The following is a 23,615-nucleotide window of genomic DNA, read 5'->3' as shown; positions in this document are numbered from 1 at the left end:
AAGCCGCTTTTTCGAAGAAGTTTCCCATGACGTACTCAATGTGCGCCTTTGCAGGAGTCGGCGAAGCACCGACGCAAGGCATGAATGTCGTGCATCACTTTTTGAGGACGCGCGCAGAAGGTTGGTCTTCACGCCGACGCTGATTCGCGCGGTGTCGTCGTTGCGGCCTAGCGACGGGGAGGCGTCGGGAGAGTACGCAGGACACCCGATTTGCCGAGATTTGACGGCGGGTTATGCTTTGCTCCTAGAAAATTTCCCCGCCCATAAACGAACTTACAGGGGCTACATGCACGCACCGGCGAGTAAGCCGGCTGTAGAAACATGGCCCTTTTAAGCGAGTACGGCCGCACGAAACGGAATTCGCGCCGGCATTCGGCCGAGCAAATCGCCGAGACCGCCGCATCTATCCGGCAATAGGCGGGATGATGCCGATCCTAGCCGCCGAACGATCAGGCTCGGCGCGGTCAAAGCCAGATGCAGGAGATTTCATTAGCGAACTGCGGTTGATGAAATGTCGCCGCATGTTGGAGAGAACACTAGCGGCCGCAGTTCGCAATCGATGGCGAACGAGAGCAGCGACTTCGTCCATCTTGTTCTAAGAGGCGCATGTCACTTCGAGGGTAGCGATGCTGAAATCGCCGCAGCCTTCGGTGCGCTTGGGAGCGCCTTCTCGACTTCCGCTACGGCTCGAGAGGGTTCGGTCTGCTCGGAATTCTCATGGTAAGGAGACGACGAGAATGACCACGCTCGCGGTCGCGGATCAGCTATGGCCGTCATTACGGACAGGCGGTCGGCCGGTTCTTCATACACAATATTGACCATTCAGTGTCCCTTGCGAACGCGGCCGAGTTCTTCAACAGTCTGAGGTCGGCACCACCTCAGCGGATGCTGCTTCATTAAACGGTAAGTAACTTTGGCGCTTGGCCACCGGCTACGAAAAGACGGCCAGAATTGACCTGGCCATCGTCACGCGGTGTTATAAAAACTGCACTCGAAAGGTCAGGGGAGCGAAGAAACGAACTTTGCGCCGTCCGGCAGTTCGCACACGAATTCGCCCTGATTCACTACTTGGGTCGCCCCGACGATCAGCTTGGAGGCCCGCACCGTAAGCTTGCCTTCGCGGCTGAGGCTGTGACGAATGTATTCCGTCACTGGCTGTCCCGAGCTATCCACGGTTTGATGGGCATTGGCAAAGCTGATGCCGTTCTGGGCGGTCACCCTGAAGGCGCTAATAAGCAGCCCGGCCTGCGTCGCTGGCCCGGGCTTGCCGCCATCGAGCGTGGTACAGCGGCTTAGGTCCAATATGAGCTTCACATTCTTGCCAGCCTGCAGAGCACTGAGCACATCGGCGTATTTCGGCGAGGGCTCATCGGCCTTGGCGATCGTGCTCACGCTCACAGCCGAAAGCAAAGAAAACAGGATCGACAGGCATCTGCGACTAAACTTCATACGCTCTTCTCCTTCACAACAACACCGCATGCGACGCATGCGGCAATTACGATGTCGCGTCCGCAAACAGCTTGGCGGATTCCGGACAGCGTGCATGTGCGCTTCGCAACAACTACATGTGTCGCAACCGCTTGCAAGTCGTTGCGAAGGCTAATCCAACCTCACAAGCTCGTAGGTAAGGTTTGCGAAGTGGCGTCACGATTTGCGACATCCTGTGCACTGTTTGGTCCAAGGGTGGCAGCGTCCAAAGGAGGAACGGCAATAACGTAAAATGAAGGAGGCCGATATGAGCGAGAACGTGCGGGTTAGGACTCTCATATAAGCGTGAGCGGAACAGCTTCGAATGAGCAACGGGCGTTCTTGCCGCGCAATTTGTGTGGTCGCCTCGTCAGGGGACCGCTGCCGCCCGAAGGAATGGTCCGGAATGGACGGGCGGCGAAACTGATACAATAGGAGGACGAGCAAAATACTTGATAGTTCAAGGTGTGTGTGTGAGTTGAGCTCGGTCTACCGAAACAAACTTGGCGGAATGTCAATGGCGCGACGGCAGCGTTGACTTCTTGACCACGCGCTTCGCGCGGCTCATGGAATGACTAGCTGACCCGCGTCGCTCCCGCTCAAAACGGAGCGTGAGATGCAAACTCGTTCGCTAGCATGCGGGGGTGCGTCGCGAGCTCATCTGCTTAGACGTTACGTAGATGTCCCTGCTGCGCAATCAAATGGAAGCTCATGCGTCGTCAGGTTTGTGACGCAATAATTCTAATCCGTTCGGATACCCGCGCCCCTCTGGCCACACTGCGCAACGAAGTCTCGCCGACATCGAAATCCGGCGATCGTCCGGCCACTAAGGAGGAAATGGCCTATAGCTAGGCGCGTCCTGCCGCAACTGAAAATCCGTGCGCCCGACGCCGGCGAATCGACGCCGATCATCGGCACTATTTCGTGTGGCATATCATTTGCACGGGTTTGTCTGGGTTGGACGGCCAAGTGCCGCGCCATCCCCAACCGGCCCCACGCACCTTATACCCGGCAGTGTGCGTTGGGCCGGTGCTGTTGCAGCATAGGAGATCGACGCTCGACCGCATTCAGCGGCGTTAAGTCGGATGCAGCCGCTTGTGCGATGCCCGATACAACGGCCAAGAACGCTGCCTTCAAGCGCGCCGGCAGGAAGGAATGGCAACGCGCGGGCATGACATGATCTAGCGCCTGCTCGCTGACAAACTGCCGCGCAACGTGCGCCTCGGCGCCGACACCAACGCGTTCGAGGGGGATTTCGACTGTGTGAAGAAGGAGCGGTTAACGCGCCCAGTGTACGGCGATAGAGAAATGCCGCAGCTGGCCCCTCCAACGTACAGGCGCGTGAGTTTTGCGTCGCTCGTGGTCGTCATCGCGATGCTATTTCAAGGCCAAGCATGCATTTTTTCGCTTTGAGCTTAGGGGGCTACTACAACATTCGGTAGTTGGCTAAAGCCAAATTGAGGCCCTAGGGTCTGGCCGCCTTCCCCGCCGATCATCGTCGACGAACAGAAGTGAACGCAAGCGCAAGTGAAGCCGCTGCCCGCAGCACCTGCCGGTCACCTTCCGCCCTTCCGTCGCTTAGAGAGTGAAGTGCCACCATGTCCGAACAACCTTTGCCGACGCTGCCGATGTGGCGCGTCGATCACATCGAGCCCTCGCCCGAGATGTTGGCGCTACGCGCCGACGGTCCGATCCACCGCGTGCGCTTCCCATCCGGGCACGAAGGCTGGTGGGTGACAGGCTACGATGAGGCCAAGGCGGTGCTGTCCGACGCGGCGTTCCGGCCCGCGGGAATGCCGCCGGCCGCATTCACCCCGGATTCGGTGATTCTCGGTTCGCCGGGGTGGCTGGTCTCGCACGAGGGGGGCGAGCATGCCCGGTTACGCACGATAGTGGCTCCGGCCTTCAGCAACCGCAGGGTGAAGCTACTCTTGCAGCAGGTCGAGGCGATCGCCGCGCAGTTATTCGAGACACTGGCGGCCCAGCCCCAGCCCGCCGACCTGCGGCGCCACGTCTCCTTTCCGCTTCCGGCCATGGTCATCAGCGAGCTGATGGGGGTGCTATACGAGGATCACGCCTTTTTCGCCGGGCTGTCCGACGAGGTGATGACGCATCAGCATGAAAGCGGCCCGCGCAGCGCGTCGCGCCTGGCCTGGAAAGAGCTGCGCGCCTACATTCGCGGCAAGATGCGGGACAAGCGCCAGGATCCGGGCGACAACCTGCTGACGGATCTGCTCGCGACGGTCGACCAGGGCAAGGCGACCGAGGAAGAGGCGATCGGCCTGGCGGCGGGCATGCTGGTGGCGGGGCACGAGAGCACCGTTGCGCAGATTGAATTCGGCCTGCTGGCTATGTTCCGCCATCCGCAACAGCGCGAACGCCTGGTCGGCGATCCATCTCTGGTGGACAAGGCGGTGGAGGAAATCCTGCGCATGTACCCGCCTGGCGCGGGCTGGGACGGCATCATGCGCTATCCGAGAACCGACGTGACCATCGCGGGCGTGCATATTCCCGCGGAGAGTAAGGTGCTGGTCGGCCTGCCGGCGACGTCGTTCGATCCGCGCCATTTCGACGACCCGGAAATCTTCGACATCGGACGCGAAGAAAAGGAGCACCTGGCGTTCTCCTACGGACCGCATCACTGCATCGGCGCGGCGCTGGCCAGGCTGGAACTCAAGGTGGTGTTCGGTTCGATCTTCCAGCGCTTTCCCGCGCTGCGCCTGGCCGTGGCGCCCGAAGAACTGAAGTTGCGCAAGGAGATCATTACCGGCGGGTTCGAGGAGTTCCCGGTGCTCTGGTGATGCGCGGACGCCGCCGGGATCGCGATCTTCTCCGCAATTGCCGGCGCATGGCGCGCGACGGTCAGATCAGCCAGCCAACAGGTAACCAAAATGGACGTGCAAGAAACCACGGCAGCATGCCCCGACGCCTTCGCCGAACTGGCCTCGCCAGCGTGCATCCACGACCCGTATCCGTTCATGCGGTGGTTGCGCGAGCACGATCCGGTCCATCGCGCGCCGTCGGGCCTCTTTCTGTTGAGCCGCCACGCCGACATCTACTGGGCGCTCACGGCCACCGGCGATGCGTTTCGGGGACCGGCGCCGGGCGAACTGGCGCGCTATTTCCCGCGTGCGGCGAGAAGCCTGTCGCTCAAACTGCTGGCGTCCACGCTAGCGATGAAGGAACCACCGACGCATACGCGTCTGCGCCGGCTGATTTCGCGCGATTTCACCTTGTTCCAGATCGACAATCTGCGGCCGAGCATCGCGCGCATCGTCGCAGCGCGCCTGGACGGCATGGCGCCCGCGCTGGAGCGTGGGGAGGCGGTTGACCTGCATCGGGAGTTCGCGCTGGCCCTGCCCATGCTGGTCTTTGCCGAACTGTTCGGCCTGCCCCAGGACGACATGTTCGGGCTCGCCGCCGGCATCGGCGCCATTGCGGAAGGCCTGAGCCCGCACGCCAGCGATCCCCAGCTCGCCGCGGCGGACGTGGCCAGTGCCAGGGTGCAGGCCTACTTCGGCGACCTCATACAGCGCAAGCGCACCGATCCCCGCCACGATGTCGTCTCGATGCTGGTCGGCGCACACGACGACGATGCCGACACGCTGTCGGATGCGGAATTGATCAGCATGCTGTGGGGCATGCTGCTGGGCGGCTTCGCCACAACTGCTGCGACCATCGACCATGCGGTCCTGGCGATGCTGGCGTATCCCGAACAGCGGCATTGGCTGCAGGCAGACGCCGTGGGGGTGAAGGCATTCGTCGAAGAAGTCCTGCGCTGCGACGCGCCCGCCATGTTCAGCTCCATTCCGCGTATCGCACAGCGCGACATCGAACTGGGCGGCGTGGTGATTCCGAAGAACGCGGACGTGCGCGTGCTGATCGCGGCCGGCAATCGCGACCCGGCCGCCTTCGCCGATCCCGACCGCTTCGATCCCGCGCGGTTCTACGGCACCAGTCCTGGCATGTCGACCGACGGGAAGATCATGCTGAGCTTCGGCCACGGCATCCACTTCTGCCTCGGTGCGCAACTGGCCCGGGTGCAGTTGGCCGAGAGCCTGCCGCGGATCCAGGCGCGCTTCCCCGCGCTAGCGTTGGCCGAGCAGCCGACCCGGGAGCCCTCCGCATTCCTTAGGACGTTCCGCGCGCTGCCGGTGCGGCTGCATGCGCAGGGGGGAGGCTGAGATGCGCGTCGTGGTCGACCAGGATCTGTGCAGCACCACGGGGCAGTGCGTGCTGACGCTGCCGAGCACCTTTCGCCAGCGCGAACCGGACGGCGTGGCCGAAGTGTGCGTGGCGACGGTCCCGCAGGCGCTGCACGCCGCCGTGCGGCTTGCGGCCAGCCAGTGCCCGGTCGCCGCCATTCGGGTCATCGAAAGCGACGCTGGGGATGACGAGCGCGCCAGCGCCAACCTTGCGCGTTCTCCACCGGAGGCCGAGCGGCATGCCGCGAAAGACCAACACAATCTAGGATGACACGATGGGACGGTTTGAAGGCAAAGTGGCTGTGGTGACCGGCGCCGGCGCCGGCATCGGCAAGGCATGCGCCCTCGCTATCGCGCGCGAGGGCGGCAGAGTGGTGGTGGCCGACATTGATGGCTCGGCGGCTATCGCCTGCACCGCGCAGATCGCGGCCGAAGCGGGCCACGCGCTCGCCCTGGCGATCGACATCGCCGATGCGCAGGCGGTGGCAGCGCTGTTTGAGACGGCGGAGCGGCACTTCGGTGGGGTCGACCTGCTGGTGAACAACGCGAGCGCCATGCATCTGACCCCGCGCGACCGCGCGATCCTCGAGTTGAACCTGGCGGTCTGGGATCAGACCATGGCGACCAATCTGCGAGGCACGCTGCTCTGCTGCCGGCAGGCCATCCCACGCATGATCGCCCGCGGCGGTGGCGCGATCGTCAACATGTCGTCGTGCCAAGGGCTCAGCGGTGACACCGCGCAGACGTCCTACGCCGCGTCGAAGGCGGCGTTGAACATGCTGTCGGCCTCGCTCGCCACCCAGTACGGTCATGCGCAGATCCGCTGCAACGCGGTTGCGCCGGGTCTCATCATGACCGAGCGTCTCCTGGCCAAGCTGGACGAGTGCATGCAAACCCATCTGCGCCGGCACCAGCTCCTGCCGCGCGTCGGCCGCCCCGAGGACGTGGCCGCACTGGTGGCGTTCCTGCTGTCCGACGATGCTGCGTTCATCACCGGCCAGGTCGTGTGCATCGACGGCGGCATGCTGGCGCATGTGCCGACCTACGCCGACGGTGGCAACAGCCGCGCCGCGCGGCCTGCCGGCGAGACCGCCGAAGCGGACGCGGCGCCGCGCTGCTGATGGACATGCTGCTCAACCCGCTGAACCGTCGGCATCGGCTGCGGCACGACATCCCGGTCGTGCCCGGCGCTTTTCCCTTGGTCGGGCATCTTCCCGCCGTCGTCTGCGACCTGCCGCGCCTGCTGTGGCGCGCGGAACGGACGCTGGGCAGCCACTTCTGGCTAGATTTCGGCCCTGCCGGACACCTGATGACCAGTCTGGATCCGGATGCTCTCGCACTGCTCCGGCACAAGGACGTGTCCTCGGCGCTGATCGAAGACATCGCGCCCGAATTGTTTGGCGGAACGTTGGTCGCCCAGGACGGCATCGCGCACCGGCAGGCGCGCGATGCGATCCAGGCGGCGCTTCTGCCCAAGGGGCTGACCCAGGCCGGCATCGGCGAACTGTTCGCGCCCGTCATCCGGGCGCGCGTGCAGGCGTGGCGGGACCGCGGCGACGTAACCATCCTGCGCGAAACTGGCGACCTGATGCTCAAGCTCATCTTCAGTCTCATGGGAATCCCCGCGCAGGACCTGCCGGGATGGCATCGCAAATACCGGCAACTGCTGCAGTTGATCGTCGCGCCCCCGGTCGACCTGCCCGGACTGCCCTTGCGGCGCGGCCGCGCCGCCCGCGACTGGATCGATGCGCGCTTGCGCGAGTTCGTCCGCGCCGCGCGCGAACATGCCTCGCGCACCGGGTTGATCAACGACATGGTGAGCGCCTTCGATCGCAGCGACGATGCGCTTTCCGATGACGTCCTGGTCGCCAATATCCGCTTGCTGCTGCTTGGTGGTCACGACACCACCGCCTCGACGATGGCCTGGATGGTGATCGAGCTAGCGCGGCAGCCTGGGCTGTGGGACGCCCTGGTCGAGGAGGCGCAACGCGTAGGCGCGGTGCCGACCCGGCACGCGGACCTGGCGCAGTGTCCGGTCGCCGAGGCGCTGTTCCGCGAGACGCTGCGCGTGCATCCGGCGACGCCGCTCCTAGTGCGTCGCGCACTGCGTGAATTGCGACTCGGCCAACAGCGCATTCCTGCGGGCACCGATCTGTGCATCCCGCTGCTGCATTTCTCGACCTCGGCGCTGCTGCACGAGGCGCCTGATCAGTTTCGGCTGGCGCGGTGGCTGCAACGCACCGAGCCGATCCGGCCGGTCGACATGCTGCAGTTCGGTACCGGCCCACACGTCTGCATGGGCTACCACCTGGCATGGCTGGAACTGGTGCAGTTCTGTATCGCCTTGGCGCTGACCATGCACGAGGCCGGGGTGCGGCCGCGGTTGCTGAGCGGCGTCGAAAAAGGCCGGCGCTATTACCCGACCGCACATCCGTCCATGACTATCCGCATCGGATTCTCATGAGCTGGCATCGCATGCCCCGTGTGGTGAGGCAGCGGCGCCGGCGACGCGCGGCATTGCTGCACTTGGCGCGCGCGCTCGGTGGGAGGCCGGCAACACCGCGGCGGCTCGCCGCTCGCCTGGCCGTCTCCTGGCAGGTACAATGACATGAACAACATGCAGACCGGTTGCACACTACACGGCGAGCGAACTAACGTTTCCGCGCTCGGTGGATTGGGCGCGCAGGCGCGCGGCGCATCCGGCTGGCTGCTGCCGGAGATCTGGATGCAGGACGGCGCAAAGCGGGTCGAACAGGCGCTGGCGCGTCTTCTCTGCGGTCAAGACGACGGCGCGACCGAGCTGATGGCGGCGATGCGCTACGCCACCTTGCATGGCGGCAAGCGCACCCGCGCCTTGCTCTGTCTGGCTGCCGGAGCGCTGGCCGACACGCCGGCGCACATGCTCGACGACGTCAGCGCCGCCATCGAGATGATGCACGCCTGTACCCTGGTCCACGATGACCTGCCCGCGATGGACGACGACGTGCTTCGCCGCGGGCTTCCGACCGTGCACGTCAAGTTCGGCGAAGCGACCGCGATCCTGGTCGGCGATGCGCTGCAGGCGCACGCCTTCCTGACCCTGGCGAGCCTGGATGCGCCGGGCGACAACCGTATCGCGCTCGTGCGCGAACTGGCGCAGGCGGTGTCCGCCGAGGGTGCCGCAGGCGGGCAGGCCATGGATCTGTCGCTGGTTGGAAAGCACGTCGAGCTGGACAGGATCCTGGCGATGCACCGGATGAAGACCGGAGCGCTAGTGCGCGCGTCCGTTCGCATGGGCGCGCTATGCGCCATCGCGGAGGATGCCGCGCACGCTGCGCTATACTGTGCGCTCGATCGCTACAGCGCCTGTTTCGGCCTGGCGTTACAGGTGGTCGACGACATTCTCGACGCGACAGCGGATACCGCGACGCTGGGCAAGACCCCCGGCAAGGACGCGGCGGCGCAGAAGCCGACCTGTGTGTCGATCATGGGGCTGCAGGCAGCGCGCCAGTTCGCGCCGGATCTGTTGCGCGACGCCGGGGAGGCCATCGTCCCGCTGGGGCCGCGTGCGGAAAGGTTGGCGCAGATGCTGCAGCGGGCCAACGCGTATCTGTTCAAGCACGTGCCATGCGCGTGAGCGCGCCCGTCCGCATCGAGTCGCCCCTGTGCCGCTGCGATCGGCAGGCGGCAGCGGTGCATGCTGCACTCTGTCCGAGTCCGCGGCGCCGATCGCAGCGGTTGCCCAGCGCGGCCGCGGCGCACGCGGCGCGCTGCGCGGAGACCCATGCCGCGGACCGGCGCAGCATCGGGGCGCGTCGCCGCGCCGGAGCAGGCAGCCATCCGGCGCTGCCCATGGGCCGGGCCGCAACGGCCTGCGGCGACGTGCGCGGCGTCTGCCCGATCCTGGTTCTCGTCGACCGTCTGCAGAAGGAACATCCCGCGTGAACGCGCTGTCCGAACAGATCCTTTCCGAATTGCGCCACTTGCTGAGCGAGATGAGCGATGGCGGCAGCGTCGGCCCGTCCGTCTACGACACGGCGCGAGCTCTGCAGTTTCACGGCAACGTCACCGGTCGGCAGGACGCATACGCGTGGCTCATCGCGCAGCAACAGGCCGATGGCGGATGGGGAAGCGCGGACTTCCCGCTGTTTCGCCATGCGCCCACGTGGGCGGCGTTGCTGGCATTGCAGCGTGCCGATCCTCTTCCCGGCGCTGCGGACGCAGTCCAGGCTGCAACCGGGTTCCTCCAGCGCCAGCCCGATCCCTACGCGCATGCGGTGCCCGAAGACGCGCCGATCGGCGCGGAGCTGATCCTGCCGCAGTTTTGCGGCGAGGCCGCATCTTTGCTGGGGGGCGTGGCGTTTCCGCGCCACCTGGCGCTGTTGCCGTTGCGACAAGCGTGCCTGGTCAAGCTGTCGGCGGTGGCGACGTTGCCGAGCGGCCATCCGTTGCTGCACTCCTGGGAAGCCTGGGGGACGTCGCCGACCACCGCATCTCCGGATGATGACGGCAGTATCGGCATCAGTCCGGCGGCCACTGCCGCGTGGCGTGCGCACGCCGTGACAAAAGGGAGCACGCCGCAGATCGGGCGCGCCGACGCGTATCTGCAGGCGGCATCGCGGGCGACGCGTAGCGGCATCGAAGGTGTCGTTCCCAACGTCTGGCCGATCAATGTGTTCGAGCCATGCTGGTCGCTGTACACCCTGTATCTGGCCGGGCTGTTCGCGCATCCCGCGCTCGCCGAGGCGGTGCGCGTGATCGTCGCGCAGCTCGACGCCCGCCTAGGCGTGCGCGGCCTGGGCCCGGCCTTGCACTTCGCGGCCGATGCGGACGACACCGCCGTTGCGTTGTGCGTCCTGCGCCTTGCAGGCCGCGACGGGGCCTTCGATGCGTTGCGCCATTTCGAAGTCGGCGAGAAGTTCGTCACCTTCCCCGGCGAGCGCAATGCTTCGGTGTCGACCAACATTCATGCCCTGCATGCGTTGCGACTGTTGGGAAAGCCCGCCGCCGGCACCAGCGCCTACGTCGAGGCCAATCGCAACCCGAACGGTCTATGGGACAACGAAAAATGGCACGTTTCGTGGCTGTATCCCACCGCGCACGCCGTCGTTGCGCTGGCGCAAGGCAAGCCCCGGTGGCGCGACGAGCGCGCGCTGGCGGCGCTGCTGCAGGCGCAGCGCGACGACGGAGGCTGGGGCGCCGGTCGCGCGTCCACATTCGAGGAAACCGCCTATGCGCTGTTCGCGTTGCACGTGATGGACGGGATGGAAGAGCCAACTGGGCGCCGTCGCATCGCGCAGGCGGTGGCGCGTGCGCTGGAGTGGATGCTCGCCCGCCATGCGGCGCATCGATTGCCACAGACGCCGCTGTGGATCGGCAAGGAACTGTATTGCCCCACCCGGGTCGTGCGCGTGGCCGAACTCGCCGGGTTGTGGCTGGCGCTTCGTTGGGGGCGGCGCGTCCCGGCCGAAGGAGCAGGAGCGGCGCCATGATCCAGACCGAACGCGCGCTGCAGCAGGTGCTGGAGTGGGGGCGTTCCCTGACCGGGTTCGCCGACGAGCATGCCGTGGAAGCGGTCAGGGGCGGCCAGTACATCCTGCAGCGCATCCACCCGAGCCTGCGCGACACCAGCGCCCGCACCGGCCGCGATCCGCAGGACGAAACGCTGATCGTGACGTTCTATTGCGAACTGGCGCTGCTGTTCTGGCTCGACGATTGCAACGACCTTGGCCTGATCGCGCCGGAGCAGCTCGCCGCGGTGGAGCAGGCGCTGGGGCAGGGCGTGCCGTGCGCGCTACCCGGATTCGAGGGCTGCGCTGTGCTGCGCGCTTCGCTGGCCGCGCTCGCCTACGATCGGCGCGACTATGCTCAGCTTCTCGACGATACCCGGTGCTACTGCGCGGCGCTGCGCGCCGGACACGCGCAGGCGGCAGGGGCGGAACGCTGGTCCTACGCCGAGTACCTGCACAACGGCATCGATTCGATCGCCTACGCCAACGTGTTCTGTTGCCTGTCGTTGCTGTGGGGGCTGGACATGGCGACCTTGCGCGCGCGTCCGATGTTTCGCCAGGTCCTGCGGCTCATTTCCGCGATAGGGCGCCTGCAGAACGATCTGCATGGACGCGACAAGGACAGGTCGGCCGGTGAGGCCGGCAACGCGGCGATCCTGCTGCTGCAGCGCTATCCGGCTATGCCTGTGATGGACTTCCTCAACGATGAGCTGGCCGGCCATACGCGCATGCTGCACCGGGTGATGGCGGAAGAACGCTTTCCCGCGCCGTGGGGACCGTTGATCGAGGCCATGGCGGCCCTCCGCACGCAGTACTACCAGACCTCGACCGGCCGCTACCGCAGCGACGCTGCGGGGGGAGGGCAGCGTACGCCGGCCTGAACGCGCGGGAGGCGGCGGCGTGCGCGCGCTGCCGTCGCCGATCCGACGCAACGCCGTCGCCCGATGCGACGGATGGAGCGAGCAGGAGCGACACCGCGCTGAGCCCGCGCAAGGACGACGATCTGGACCTCGTGCTGGATCGGCGAACGGCGCCGGCCACGGTCGCCGCCCGGCTGGGAGTATATCCGGTTCGAACACTGCGCATTGCCCAAGTTGGACCTGACGCAGATCGAATTGCGCGCCTCGGGTCCGTGGGGCGCAATGGCGAAGCGTATTGCGGCGTCTGGCGTTGGTGGCCGATAAGGTAGCTAATCCACCCGGCGCGCGTACGTACGTGCCTTTCTTGAGACCGCGAGCCGCTGAGAAAGGTCAGTCGATGACCACAGGTGTGTATGCAAGATTGCGCTTGCCAAGGTGTCCATCCTTGTGGCGCCAGCATTTGGCTGGTTGGCACACCGTCTCGCTCATAAGAACGCGTAAATGAGCCAGCAGATACCGGCCCACAGGAGCGCGTTGAGGAGGAGCGCCGCAAGCGGCCAGGGGTTCCACACCATCCGCGGCTGCGAAGTATCAGCATGTAATGCCCCATCGGCCTTGCCGCATTCAATCACGCGCGGTTTTGGTTTGCTCCAGTGCGTCAATTCGTATCCCATGCTTGCGCTGCGTTAGTCGACTAGGCACCGGCAAATCGAAGATCACCAAGTCAAGCGAACGTCGCGATCCCGATGCAAACAGGATCACGGTCGCGAACTGGTGAGGCTGATCGTCAGCCTTGTCGACTGCCAGATGCCAGCCGACCTGCGGTCCAGGTCTGGCCCTTTGAGCACCTAATCATAGTGTTCAATGATCACGTGAGCCTCAGGCCTTTTGGAGATCGATGAACCCAGCGTTGCTTCGCGGTCGGCGCTGCTCTTCAACGGCTGCGCACGTTGCGTGATCTGGTTGTAGCATTGCCGATTCGGGCCCAAGCTCACAGCTGCTTCGTGAGCAGCCGTCCGCTTCATGCTCAAGACTATTTCCTTGGTCGGTGGGGTTAAGTTGGCGGGCTACGGCCACATCAATGTCTGCCGGTCGTACAGTTACGACTAGCGTCAACGCCACATTGATCAAGATCAATCGAACGAGTCTCATTGTGAATTCCTAGGTCGGCGACCAGCGCGCCGCTCTTTAACTGCGGCAATCCTCATCTCAGCAATCGGCGTGCCACACGCCGAAGTGCTCTGCGCGTCGCTTGAAGAAGGAAAAACCGCGCGCGCGAAGCAGAATCTGTGGAATGATTTAGCGCCAATAGTCGGATACTCCACATCAACGTCCGCATCCGAACACGATCGGGACGACAAGATGGAGGGCAAATGACGCCGGGCGAGGCAGCAACAATGCTTTCGCATTTGGGTTTAATCAGCCCCCTAGCACCGGCCAACGTCAAGATCGTCCGTCACGGACGCGAAAGTATTTCCCTCACCAAGGCGAGCAGTTGGGTGCATCTGCAGCAGGGCTGATTGCTTCAAAGGGCAAGTGCGAACTCGAGACTAGTGGTTAATCACGTGTCGCTAATTCAATTCACGAAGAGCGCGCCCCCAAACTAAATCCCGTGGGTCGCCGAAACTATCTTGGCCTATGGCCAAAAGCAGCTCACCAAGAGAGCGGAAATGTGCACGCGAAGCTATCCGCGCAAACTTCTTAGTCGCTCGTGAAGAATCCCTAAAGCCGTGATCGGAGATTCAATTTTCTGACGAAGGCGGAATTGCAAACTTTTGCAACTCGCAGCCTCGGGAGCTCCTAGATTTTTATTGAGCAGATTCTCGAATCGACGCGTGATTCCGTGATGCAGGGGAGGGGCGATGCAACCGAATAAGCCAAAGACGACTGGGGAGGGGGATCTGGTTCGCGCCGGGCTGGATCAGATCATCAACCTGAAGCGCGAGTTGGTGCAGCTCGAGGCAAGATCGACTGGGACTGGATTGATGGCGAGGTCGCGCCGCTCTACTTAACGAGACCGGGCGAACATCGCAAGCCGCTCCCTGATCGGACTGCTGCTGCTCAAGCATCTACGGGCTGTCTGACCAACGGGTTGTGCGATCACTGGGCCTACGACCCCTGTTCCACAGGCGCCGCGAATGCCATTGAGGTACCGAGAAACTCACCGGCGGCACAGTCGAGCGTGCCTATGTGGTTAGCCCTCTTGCGCACAGCGGCGCCAACTAGCCTCGGCGCACCGGTTCGCCTGCGGTGACCCTTTATCATGGAGCCTCCGCCGGTCCCAATGAAACTTCAAGCGATCAGGGGGAACGCGCCAATCTAGGGATTGGCCACGTTCCTGTTGAGCCACTCTCATCCGATATCTTTCGCATGAGGAGTGTTGTCTGCGAAGCCGAGGTCCGGAAAGCGCGAGACGAGCGCGGTCTTCAAAAACTGGATATGCCTGATAGTGACTTCTAGCTCGTTCAACCGCCTTTCCCCTTCCGCTATTTCACTGCCAAGCAAATTCTGATAATGGTTATCTTCCGGTTCGCGCGTAAGATATTCATCGGAATCATTGCCCAACGTTACTGCCGACAGCGCTAACGCTTCATCGACACTCGATTTTAGGTCAGCTTGCTCGGCCATCGCATCTTGCAGCGCGTTCTCTATCGAACGAAAAATGGACGTAGCACGGGCACGATCAGTTTCGGCATCACGACTAGTCGATCGGGCCCTGAAATAGACACCGCTGCGCGCCTTTAGCAATCGTTGAAACATCTTCTTCTCCATGCTTAGTCGAAGTGGCCGCCGAATCTTCACACCCAAATCAGCATGAATGCGAAAAGTGAGGCCCAACCGTCCGGCGCAATAGGCCAATGCTCACACAATATTTCACCGCGTCCTACCGATGATCACTGTGCTACATCTGCGAAGTCGGTGTCGTAACGAAGCCGGTTCCTCCTGGTCAGTAAAGTTCGGGATCAACGACACCGGCGTGAGTAAGTGGTGCTCGCCAGAAGCAGACCGAAAGCTTCAACAACTTTCTGTGACAGCAAAGCTTTGGGCGTAAGTCGGCCTCCCAAGCAATCCGCCGGCAAGATCGATTTGATGCCGTTACGGCGATTGGGCCAAGCTTAAGGGGTCCGGACGAGCTGAGGAGCGCCGAATTGCGCTAAGCGTCCAACCAGCCGAGGCGGTTGATAGTCGCCAACGAAGGCTCTTGTGCCACGGGAGCCGTCCACACATGTGATCAAGGCTGAAGAGGATCGCTGCATAGGAAACAAGACACGGTCAGATCCGGTCTTCTCCGTCGCGACTCTAAAAGATCCCATTCGATCTACATAAAGTCGTCCTCGTACGAGTACGTGGTGGGACTTGCTGCGCTCCCGATATTACTGCTCTCACCGCGCGCAGCTTTGGAGAGATATAGTGGAGGTTTGTTTTTGCCCTGCCATTCACCGGCAGTGTTCTTTATCCAAATGTCGGGGTACTGGGTAGGATCAAGTAACATATTGTTCTCGTCAACCGCGACGAATCCCATCTTCGCTGCACGGGCTTTTGACTCTTGATTGGCAGCACGCCAATTGAGCAGCGGTCGTTCGCCGTCGAGTCGAAGTTGATACTCCAACAGAATATCACCTGCGTTCTCGACAAGCGGGTGAGCAAGCTGAAGATCTACAACGGATGTGATTTCGGTTCGCTCAGGAAATAGTTCGCGCCACTTTTCGCCTTCGAACTTAGTCATGCTGAATCCGCCTTCCGTTCTTAGAAGTCCGACACTCTGCTTTCCTAATTGATAGCTGAAATATCGCGCGCGCTCGCTATCGTTAGTTGTGCCGTATTTCTCGGCGACCTGAGCGATGCGCTTGGCTTTTTCGGATATGAAATCCGAGTACTCTTGTGGATTAGTGGCGATGTGCTTGATTTCATCGTCATAAAAGCGCTTCGCTTCTCTCCTAAATAAAGGCTTGTCGATCTTCACAATCGGAGGTCTGGGAACGAGGGAATATAACGGCGTTACTGCCGAAGATGAGCCAGCGTTAGAATCCGGTGCGGCAAAGTGCATCTTTGCGAACATGTCCGCGAGTCTTTGGCTGTCCGCATCAGTTTTCTCGGCTCTACTTGCTGACGGTCTCATTTCGTCACCCTCGCCAAGGGGAGCGTATTGAATATTGGACGAGCCGCTGATTCGGCTATACATGGCGTTCCGCGCTCTTATCGGATGAGTGTTTTGCACTGAGTTCAGGCTGGCCAGAACCTGCGGGCTTGATAGTCAGCCAAGCTGACGACAGGCTGACGCAGGCGTCACTCGTCTGTCTCTTACGAAAGGGATCTGCCCGGCAGAAGAAGCGCTCGCGCGCATGATGGCGTACAAGAGAAAGCCAATATTACCACAGTGCATACGATGAAGAGTTGATCAGCCCTGATCTCTGTTCGCAGGAGAGACGGCCGTGTCCCTCGAGTAACCCGAAATCGGTTGCGTCAACATACTGCTGATTTCCGGCGATGGCGGGGACATAGAGCTCCTGCCTTTCAGCTCAAAACGGACATTGTCATTTGCCGCACCCGTGTACGGTTCCGCTGTTTGGTCGTGGTTGTCGCAACATCCAATACCGGCGATATTGCGCGCCGGCCTGGCGAGGCTTGGATCAGCTCGACGCGATTGGCAAGACCGAGCGCCGCATTGGTCCAAGCGCCCAGCAACTTTGCCGCAAGAGCAGTCGCATAGTTGCCGATCACGAAGGCATCTGGACGCCGCGCCCACAACTCCTGGAGCCATGCAGAAATCGTCCCGTAGGCGGCTAGAATCTCCGGCGAATCGCAATAAGCGTTGCTGGAAAGCCAGCCGCCCCTCGCCGTGCAAAACGTGCACCGGGCTAGGATGATGCACCCCGTCTGTGCGTCAGCTTATCGTCAGCTCGCGCGCCTATCATGTCTACAGGCCTTCGAATGGGCCAGTACGGTGCAACTTTTGCGATAGGGAGAGCGAACCGCATGGATAGCAGAATCACTGGTTCTTCCAGTCAATTTCCAAGCGCGAGCCAGGCCGATGAATCGGAGCCATTAGCAGGCCGGAGGTTTACGGAAGCGCTTGCAGACACGGCGCCTGGTTCGTCCTCGGGGGCGACACGGCCGTACTCCCTCGTTTCCGTAGCTCCCATCGATGAGATCGACAGGAAGTCATTCAAGAAAGAGCTGAGAAATTTTTACGGTGACGACATCAAGCACATAGCCGATAATCCGCTAGAATACTCGGATTTCGTTTCCAACAAGGCTAGGCAAACAGCGATGGTCGCCAGAGCCGCATCTACCGTAAATGATTCGGACCAGGCGCGATATTTCAGCTATCAATTAGGAAAGCAGAGTGTCGGGCTTTTAAAAACCGAAGGTCGAAGTCGCATGGGAGGGGAGGCGTGGGAGCGGAACTTTCCTGGGCGAAAACACGTCTCGTCCGTTGTCGGTCTCCGGGTTACTCATCCGCTCGTTGAGAACGCAGGCGATGTTCTGCTGGAACATCAACTTGGGCTTGACGGCAAGCGGGCGTTGGTCATGTCACGTCCTGCCACTGATGAGGTTAAGCCCCGTCTAGAGCAAATGGGCTTTGTTTACGTGGGAGACAAGGAAGATGACAATGAATATGTGCTTGACCCTAGGCAGCATCCGGACAAGTGGACGCTGAACGAGGAGGGGAAATGGCAGCGGGCGGATAAGCCTCGGCTATATCTCTCAAAAGCTGAGAGTAGTGATGAGGAAAGCGAAGGAAGTGTCGAGGAATATTCGGGTGAAGAATACATCGAAACGGAATCGTCGGGGGACGATGCTTCTTGGTACTTCGAACAGCTCAATTTAGGCCCGGGGACTGGCTAGCAGAGGTCGCGAGGGTGTGGTTGCCTGAAACCGGACTACTCTTCGTAGCGGCATGCACCGGGGCAACGGGGCGCTGCAACGGGAGCGCCCGCCACTAGCGGGTGTGCTCCCGATGCGGCGCGCGAGCGGAATAGGCTGAACCGGCGGCGGTTCGGCCTTTCCGGCAGAGCAGCCCTTTGGAATCCCTAGTCAGCTGCTCTGAGTTGCTTCTTGCGTCATCTGGCAACTCTCTGGGATTTGAACGCTCCACAAGCATGGACGTGTTGCGCGATTCTGGAAGGGCGCTTCGCTGGATGATCAATTGAGGTGTGCCTCCTCATGACGAGCAAGGGGGCCAAGCCGAATGTCGCTGAGGGGACGCTGCTCGGAGCTCCGCTTGCCGCGCCTCATCCGCACCTCATCTTCATGGATAGCGAAATGTCTTGCCGTCGTTGCTGATCTTTGCGCTTGCCAGCATGACCATCCGACGCAAGCGCAAGGGGGCAATTGCCGACTTGTTACAGCCTACCGCCTGTGCATTGGCAGCGGCTGCTCGCTAATCCCTTCACCGGCTGTTTAGCGCTTGGATCACGAGCGATTTCCGACTTAGGCTTGGGGGAGCCTATGGCTCGTCCGCCCACTTGCCGAACCGTTCACGAGGCTCGCGGGGCCGCGCTGTGCAAAGAGAGAGAAGGCCGTATCGAGAAATTCGGCCTTCTGATCATCCGATCGTCGCATTCTGCTGCGCGAGGCTGCGTGCCCATGCCAAACGAGAAGGCCGGCATCGAAAGAGTTCCTGAATTAGGCGGCGGGATCAAGCTCCGAAACGGTCGCCTTGTGATCCAGGCGTTCAACGGGGCTCATTCCATATGCCGGCCGTGACTGTGCTGGAAGAGCAACTGCTTCCGACGGCGCGTTTGCCGTCGTCAAGGGTTCCTAGCCTCGTCGCGAGGCGAGCCGCAGCCCGCGTGTTTGCGGCAAGCTTCGAAAGGACCGGGGATGTGGTGAGCTAAAAAAGGAGGATCTGGTGCTGAAGCCAAACTCGCAAGCTGAAAAGTACCATCGTGACCTTATCCTTACGGAAACGTACGCGTTTTTCTCAATAAAGGTGACGGAGATGGCTGAAAGTTTATCCTGGCCTCACGGGGAGATCCTTTACCGGCTCGACAAAAGTCGAGCGTCCGCTTGCATGTGTTTGCCGGCATTGGGAGCGGAAGAAGAGAGATGATCTGCATCTGCGGTTTGTTCAGCAGTTTGTTCGAAACCAAATTCATCAGCGAGGCAAAGCAGGGGACGTGAGAGCACAAGTTCTAGAAAAACTCGAGGCCGGCCGCCTACGACATGGCCAATTCGCCAGCGCGCCGGGATCAGGTCCTTGCGGCCTTTTCTTTGTTCAGGGCCCTTGTGGGTGCAGACTGAGGATAGTCGGACTTGTTCGCCCAGGGTGGGAGCATGTCTCTGTCTCCACGCCGCGACGTTGTCCGAACTGGGAGGAGATGTGCTTCGTCAAAGACCTGTTTTGGGATGAAGAGGAGTGCGTGATGCAACTGCATCCGCCTCATTCGCAATACGTAAATAACAGCCGGTACTGCCTGCATCTCTGGAAGCCGACTCGTCAGGACATTCCAGTGCCACCGGTTAGCTTCGTAGGCGTCGTCGGGCTTGGACCCTCTGAAACGGCGATATTGCTTGCACAGCTTGGGGGGGTATCGTGAGAGCCGGGTTACTACAACGAATCGGCGCCTCCAACACGGGGACGCCGCCGCACGTTCCGGTACGAACGACGACTGCAATGCAGGGAAAACTCTCTTCAAGACATTTAAGAGGTTTGTTGGAGTTTGTTCGAGGAGTTTTCCAGATCTCTTCGGCTGATCAACAATGCCCGGAATTCACGCGAAACGATATCGTTGCCGTCGGGAAACTCGTCAGCTTGACGTCAGCTCGCATCCTTAGGGAGCCGATCCTTCAATCGGCGCTGAATGATAACCTTATCACGCATCGAGAAGAGCAGCGAGTTATAGCGAGCATGTCTGGCTCTAGGGAGGACACGGCAAGTGTGGATTGGGTGCCGTTCTGGTTGCGATCGGTCTTGGATGTAGCCGCATTGTGCTGTGTGGCATGCCTTTTGATGACGACTGTTATAATGACGAGCCTTTTTGTTGGCGTACTGCTTTTGCTTCATCTGAGGCGGTGGGCTCGGACGGTGCAAATCGCAACCTCTATTGTGGAAGGTGGACCAGATCGCTTTCGAGCGAAAAGTGAGAAGCATGTCGCACCGAACCAAGAAATGCGTGACGCACACAAAGTCGACCCGGAGCCTCAGGAGAATAGGTCGAGTAGGACCCGAAGTAGTCGACTGTGCCTGAAAGCAGCAGATTGCGCCACATGCGATGCGCTCCTGTTTCGACTTGCAAGAACGGGGAAACGGGTTCGAGCCTCTGGACCGGCGAGTAGGTCAGCCGATGCCGTTGCACTGCATCAATAAGGCCTGCCGGAGGAGGGTAGCGGCTCTCAAAGAGAGAGTATACTCATCGCAGTGTGCCTCAAGACTGAGTACCGTCGAGATCAATCCAGCATACGGTCAACGAGCTGGGGCGTGGCTGCATCGCGGGTGCAGACTACACGATTGAGGATACGCATGTTCTTTACGCCAGTATCGGTAAAGAAGGGTGGCAGGAATCTCTGCTGGTTCCGCTCGATGTCGCCCGCCATTCCGGGATGATGTCGCCCGGGGTGACGAGGCCTCTTCTAGCTACGATACGGTCCCACCTTTCAGCTTTGCGAGCGGGACCTGGATGCCGACGGAGAGGTTTGCGATGCGCCACGTGCGCGATGTGATCAGATTGAAGTTGGTCGGGATGACGACCCGTGGGATTGCTCGGCGGGTGGGGACGGCGCCTTCGACGGTGCGGTTGACGATCCACCGGTTCGAGGCGGCGGGCTGACCTGGCCGTTGCCCGAAGACGTCACCGACGCGGTGCTCAAGGCCCGGCTGTTTGCACAGGCCGGCAGCGGCACCCGGCGGGGCGCCCGCGGCGCGGACGAAGCGATGCGGGGCGGCCCGCGGATGCTGGAATGCCCGCGGGCAACCATTGGGGACCGGCGGTGGCGATGCTCAAGACCGTGTCCGGCTTGCCCTTCTTTTTTCCTTTCATCATGGCGACTCGGCAACACCTTCATCTGATCCGGCAAGACTGTCGTGCAGAACCTCGTGCTGTCGCAGGCCCAGCGGTTCGACGCGTCGTATGTTTTCTTCGACAAGGATTGGGGCGGCGAGAGCGCTTGGTCAACTGCGGCAGTCGGAGCGATCGTTCAGGACGCTGCGGGCTTTTCTCGGTCAGAAAGATCGCGAAGGCATCGGTGAGCGGTTCGAGCGACGGTGCCACGGCACTCCATTCGGCTCGGTGCTCGACGGCGATCAGAACGCTATCAGTCTCGACGCCCGGTTCATCGGCTTCGACATGACCGATCTCTTAGATCATCCACCGTTCGCACGCCGCTCATGATGTATCTATTCCATCGCGTGGAGCGGCTAATCGATGGCCGGTGCCTGATCATTGACTCGACGAGTTCTGGAAGGCGCTTGGAGACGAGGCGGTTTGGGATCCCGCAACAACAAATTTGAGCAACTGACGGAATTGAAGAAGTAGGTTATACGTTGAGGTCGCAGCTCAAGGTCGCAGCATCAATTGGGCCAGACCAAGCATCTCTATGACAGCTTCAACAAGCACACCAACGCCAACGAAATCGGCGCGCTCTTGAACATGCCGCATTTCAAAAGGTTCTGCCCCAACAATTCTTATCGAGCGTCTTGTCGCTCGCAGGGCAGGGTGGCGGCAACTTCGTCGACGCCACCGACCATTATCTTTCGCGAACCGCGCGTATGCCAGCAACAGCGGCAATTCGTACTACCAGAGCGAACTCGACCGGTTCGCGCGACAGACCTGGCCAAGCACTCCATGGCTCAGGCGGTGTACGACACCGCCTTCCAACGAGCTCGCAGGAGCCACTGCGTGAAGAAACATGAAAGGCCGGCAAGAGGTCACGCAACTTTTCCATAACGGCTCATGACGGATATACAATGTCTGGCGGGCGCGTCGTAGCTTGGCTTTAGTCCAGCTAGATCTGCGCATCGCGCCATGCACTCCATCGTCGATGTTTTGAGTAATCGATCGAAGAGCGCGCCACCGGAAGACAGAGAAATCTGTCCCCCGCCAATAACCGTAGTCGACGCAGCACAGTATGCAAACGCATTGCTTCTGCCAGCTCTTCCGACGCCGGCGCACGGCCGCAATCCAGGGCAGGTGGAGTGATCGAATAGGAGCCGGAAGGCGAGGCGATCCGCCGGACCTAGCTACATGCGCCGAAGGTCGTCCGAGGATTTAATAGGTCGCGCCATTGAATTCAGCGCATCTCCAGCAATCGGCTCGTGTCCTCTAATAGTCGTTCGGCAACCGGCGGGCTGGTTGATCCGCGGGTGACGATGCGTGTTCATCATCAAGCAGTCGGCGAATCTCTCGTAGAGGCATCTGCTTGGCTTTGAAAATAAGCGCATCTGGATCAGCTGGGACTTGCAAATTGTCGACCAGCTGATCCACGCCAAACGGCGCGGGCTCATCATTCAGCGGTCCACGGAGTTCTCTTGGTGAGAACGGCTCGAGTGCCTCAGGATCACCTGAGACCGGCAATTGACCGGCGAATTGGTCCGCACCAAGCGGCGCGGGCGCATCATCCAACGCCGTGGCGTCGACGGCAATCTCCATTGGTCCCGTTAAGTTTGCCGTAGAATCGGAACTCTCGCAACGCGTGGGCCGCGACAGGACACCCGAAGCGGAAGCGCGCCGGACGCCAGCCGGCAGAAGTCGGCATAGCGATCGGCCATGCTCTTTCCGAGCAATTGCCGAATCGAGGCCGCTGTATTCTGCTGCTCCGGTGAAAGATCTGGTCTCTTTGCGGGCTCACCTATCTAACTCTGACGGTTAACGCCGCGAGTCCGTGCGCGGCGGGCAATGAATTCTTTCATCAACGGCAGAAAAAACGCCTTGCTGAAATGGCCGAGCGGCGGGTCCGGTTCAAGGTAGAATGACTGGCCGATGACGTCCTGATTGTATTCGTCAAGAATGATCCAAAGGCGTAGCGAAGCATCGAGACCGGCACGACGCTTTTCCATCTCGGGAATTTCGACGGCAAAACGATCGGAGGAGGGCGGTTGGCTGGTGATCGGAAACAGCACCAACGAGTCCTCACCCTTCGGCCTGGCGATCCGCACACCCACAGCCACCGGGCGAGGCTTTGCGGCCTTCCGTCTCCCCACGCTCAGCCTCGCGCACCCACAAAAAGGGAAATCGGATCACGCATCCGGTGCGAAGCTCGTCCCGGCTCACGTCTCGTCGCCCTCCCGCTCATAGGCGTCGATGGCCCGCTTGACGTCGTCAAACAAGTCGTCAGGCATTGTCTCGAGGCGGCCGGCGTTCCGGGTATCGGCTCTGGCCGTGAGCTTGCGGTAGTCTTCGATGCTGAGCAGCACAAGACGCGGCTTATTGCGCTGGGTAATGGTGACGGGCCGACGCAGGGCTTCAGCGATTATATCACCCGACTTCCTGGAAAGATCACTGGTTGAATATTGGGTCATCGATCGATCTCCCTCAATGCTGTAATATACAGCAATACTGCATTTCTTGCAAGGGCCTTTAGGTCGTGGCCGTTTGGGCCGGGGATCTTTTGAGCGGAAGACCTCGCCTGAAGCGAGCCGTCCGTATCATCCA

General features: G+C 61.4%; 19 protein-coding genes and 2 pseudogenes. 15 read left to right on the top strand and 6 right to left on the bottom strand.

Translation table 11 applies throughout. From position 1 onward, the window contains the following. Positions 1 to 999: 999 nt before the first annotated feature. Positions 1,000 to 1,449 carry a VirK family protein gene (locus HCN50_RS28715; RefSeq protein ID WP_171713228.1) on the bottom strand — a complete coding sequence of 150 codons (450 nt, stop codon included), beginning with the start codon at positions 1,447 to 1,449 and terminating at the stop codon, positions 1,000 to 1,002. A gap of 1,616 nt (positions 1,450 to 3,065) precedes the next feature. Between HCN50_RS28715 and HCN50_RS28710 the strand changes: the two genes are divergently transcribed. The 11 genes and pseudogenes from HCN50_RS28710 to HCN50_RS33890 all read left to right on the top strand — a co-directional run. Beyond that, the gene (locus tag HCN50_RS28710) at positions 3,066 to 4,268 is read left to right on the top strand and encodes a cytochrome P450 (protein WP_171713227.1); all 1,203 of its coding nucleotides are present in this window, start codon (positions 3,066 to 3,068) and stop codon (positions 4,266 to 4,268) included. A 90-nt stretch (positions 4,269 to 4,358) separates the two neighbouring features. Continuing rightward, positions 4,359 to 5,651: a cytochrome P450 gene (locus tag HCN50_RS28705; RefSeq protein ID WP_171713226.1), complete on the top strand. Its 1,293-nt coding sequence runs from the start codon at positions 4,359 to 4,361 to the stop codon at positions 5,649 to 5,651. A 1-nt stretch (position 5,652) separates the two neighbouring features. Beyond that, complete coding sequence (locus HCN50_RS28700; protein ID WP_171583075.1) at positions 5,653 to 5,943, top strand: ferredoxin; 291 nt, start codon at positions 5,653 to 5,655, stop codon at positions 5,941 to 5,943. Positions 5,944 to 5,947: 4 nt separating this feature from the next. Beyond that, positions 5,948 to 6,793: an SDR family oxidoreductase gene (locus HCN50_RS28695; protein WP_171713225.1), complete on the top strand. Its 846-nt coding sequence runs from the start codon at positions 5,948 to 5,950 to the stop codon at positions 6,791 to 6,793. After that, the gene (locus tag HCN50_RS28690; RefSeq protein WP_171713224.1) at positions 6,793 to 8,136 is read left to right on the top strand and encodes a cytochrome P450; all 1,344 of its coding nucleotides are present in this window, start codon (positions 6,793 to 6,795) and stop codon (positions 8,134 to 8,136) included. Before HCN50_RS28695 ends, HCN50_RS28690 begins: the two co-directional genes overlap by 1 nt. Positions 8,137 to 8,280: 144 nt before the next feature. Next, complete coding sequence (locus HCN50_RS28685; RefSeq protein ID WP_171713223.1) at positions 8,281 to 9,288, top strand: polyprenyl synthetase family protein; 1,008 nt, start codon at positions 8,281 to 8,283, stop codon at positions 9,286 to 9,288. Between the two features lie 304 nt (positions 9,289 to 9,592). Then, complete coding sequence (locus HCN50_RS28680) at positions 9,593 to 11,143, top strand: hypothetical protein (protein WP_171713222.1); 1,551 nt, start codon at positions 9,593 to 9,595, stop codon at positions 11,141 to 11,143. Beyond that, positions 11,140 to 12,042 (top strand): terpene synthase family protein, encoded by a 903-nt coding sequence (locus HCN50_RS28675; protein ID WP_171713221.1) that lies wholly within the window; start codon positions 11,140 to 11,142, stop codon positions 12,040 to 12,042. Before HCN50_RS28680 ends, HCN50_RS28675 begins: the two co-directional genes overlap by 4 nt. A gap of 28 nt (positions 12,043 to 12,070) precedes the next feature. Then, positions 12,071 to 12,288 (top strand): annotated as a pseudogene (locus HCN50_RS28670) (type 2 isopentenyl-diphosphate Delta-isomerase); the annotation flags it as partial. Positions 12,289 to 13,394: 1,106 nt separating this feature from the next. Next, positions 13,395 to 13,541, top strand: coding sequence for a hypothetical protein (locus HCN50_RS28665; protein ID WP_171713220.1), 147 nt, complete (start codon positions 13,395 to 13,397; stop codon positions 13,539 to 13,541). A 342-nt stretch (positions 13,542 to 13,883) separates the two neighbouring features. After that, positions 13,884 to 14,140 (top strand): annotated as a pseudogene (locus HCN50_RS33890) (transposase); the annotation flags it as partial. A gap of 233 nt (positions 14,141 to 14,373) precedes the next feature. Here HCN50_RS33890 and HCN50_RS28660 read toward each other — a convergent pair. Next, a complete protein-coding gene (locus HCN50_RS28660; RefSeq protein ID WP_171713301.1) occupies positions 14,374 to 14,781 on the bottom strand; it encodes a hypothetical protein in 408 nt (135 codons plus the stop codon). A 559-nt stretch (positions 14,782 to 15,340) separates the two neighbouring features. Next, positions 15,341 to 16,204, bottom strand: coding sequence for a sister chromatid cohesion protein DCC1 (locus HCN50_RS28655; protein ID WP_283812129.1), 864 nt, complete (start codon positions 16,202 to 16,204; stop codon positions 15,341 to 15,343). Positions 16,205 to 16,998: 794 nt separating this feature from the next. Between HCN50_RS28655 and HCN50_RS28650 the strand changes: the two genes are divergently transcribed. The 4 genes from HCN50_RS28650 to HCN50_RS34870 all read left to right on the top strand — a co-directional run bounded on the left by HCN50_RS28650 (position 16,999) and on the right by HCN50_RS34870 (position 21,911). Further along, on the top strand, positions 16,999 to 17,871 hold the full coding sequence (locus HCN50_RS28650; RefSeq protein ID WP_210265139.1) for a host specificity protein: 873 nt from the start codon (positions 16,999 to 17,001) through the stop codon (positions 17,869 to 17,871). Between the two features lie 1,274 nt (positions 17,872 to 19,145). Continuing rightward, complete coding sequence (locus HCN50_RS35010; protein ID WP_446471645.1) at positions 19,146 to 19,565, top strand: DUF7694 domain-containing protein; 420 nt, start codon at positions 19,146 to 19,148, stop codon at positions 19,563 to 19,565. 1,080 nt (positions 19,566 to 20,645) lie between these two features. Continuing rightward, positions 20,646 to 20,795 (top strand): helix-turn-helix domain-containing protein, encoded by a 150-nt coding sequence (locus tag HCN50_RS34515; RefSeq protein WP_311966908.1) that lies wholly within the window; start codon positions 20,646 to 20,648, stop codon positions 20,793 to 20,795. 744 nt (positions 20,796 to 21,539) lie between these two features. Then, positions 21,540 to 21,911: a hypothetical protein gene (locus HCN50_RS34870; RefSeq protein WP_171713219.1), complete on the top strand. Its 372-nt coding sequence runs from the start codon at positions 21,540 to 21,542 to the stop codon at positions 21,909 to 21,911. 375 nt (positions 21,912 to 22,286) lie between these two features. On the opposite strand, the gene HCN50_RS28635 is transcribed toward HCN50_RS34870, so the two are convergent. The 3 genes from HCN50_RS28635 to HCN50_RS28625 all read right to left on the bottom strand — a co-directional run bounded on the left by HCN50_RS28635 (position 22,287) and on the right by HCN50_RS28625 (position 23,482). Further along, the gene (locus HCN50_RS28635; protein ID WP_171583065.1) at positions 22,287 to 22,613 is read right to left on the bottom strand and encodes a hypothetical protein; all 327 of its coding nucleotides are present in this window, start codon (positions 22,611 to 22,613) and stop codon (positions 22,287 to 22,289) included. 203 nt (positions 22,614 to 22,816) lie between these two features. Beyond that, positions 22,817 to 23,083, bottom strand: coding sequence for a hypothetical protein (locus HCN50_RS34865; protein WP_311966907.1), 267 nt, complete (start codon positions 23,081 to 23,083; stop codon positions 22,817 to 22,819). A 147-nt stretch (positions 23,084 to 23,230) separates the two neighbouring features. Next, positions 23,231 to 23,482 carry a type II toxin-antitoxin system prevent-host-death family antitoxin gene (locus HCN50_RS28625; RefSeq protein ID WP_171713218.1) on the bottom strand — a complete coding sequence of 84 codons (252 nt, stop codon included), beginning with the start codon at positions 23,480 to 23,482 and terminating at the stop codon, positions 23,231 to 23,233. Positions 23,483 to 23,615: the final 133 nt, after the last annotated feature.

Origin of the sequence: Bradyrhizobium archetypum, from assembly GCF_013114835.1 — a bacterium.
GTDB lineage: Bacteria > Pseudomonadota > Alphaproteobacteria > Rhizobiales > Xanthobacteraceae > Bradyrhizobium > Bradyrhizobium archetypum.
Note: the sequence above shows the minus strand (reverse complement) of the source record. Positions and strands in the feature narration are given on the sequence as shown.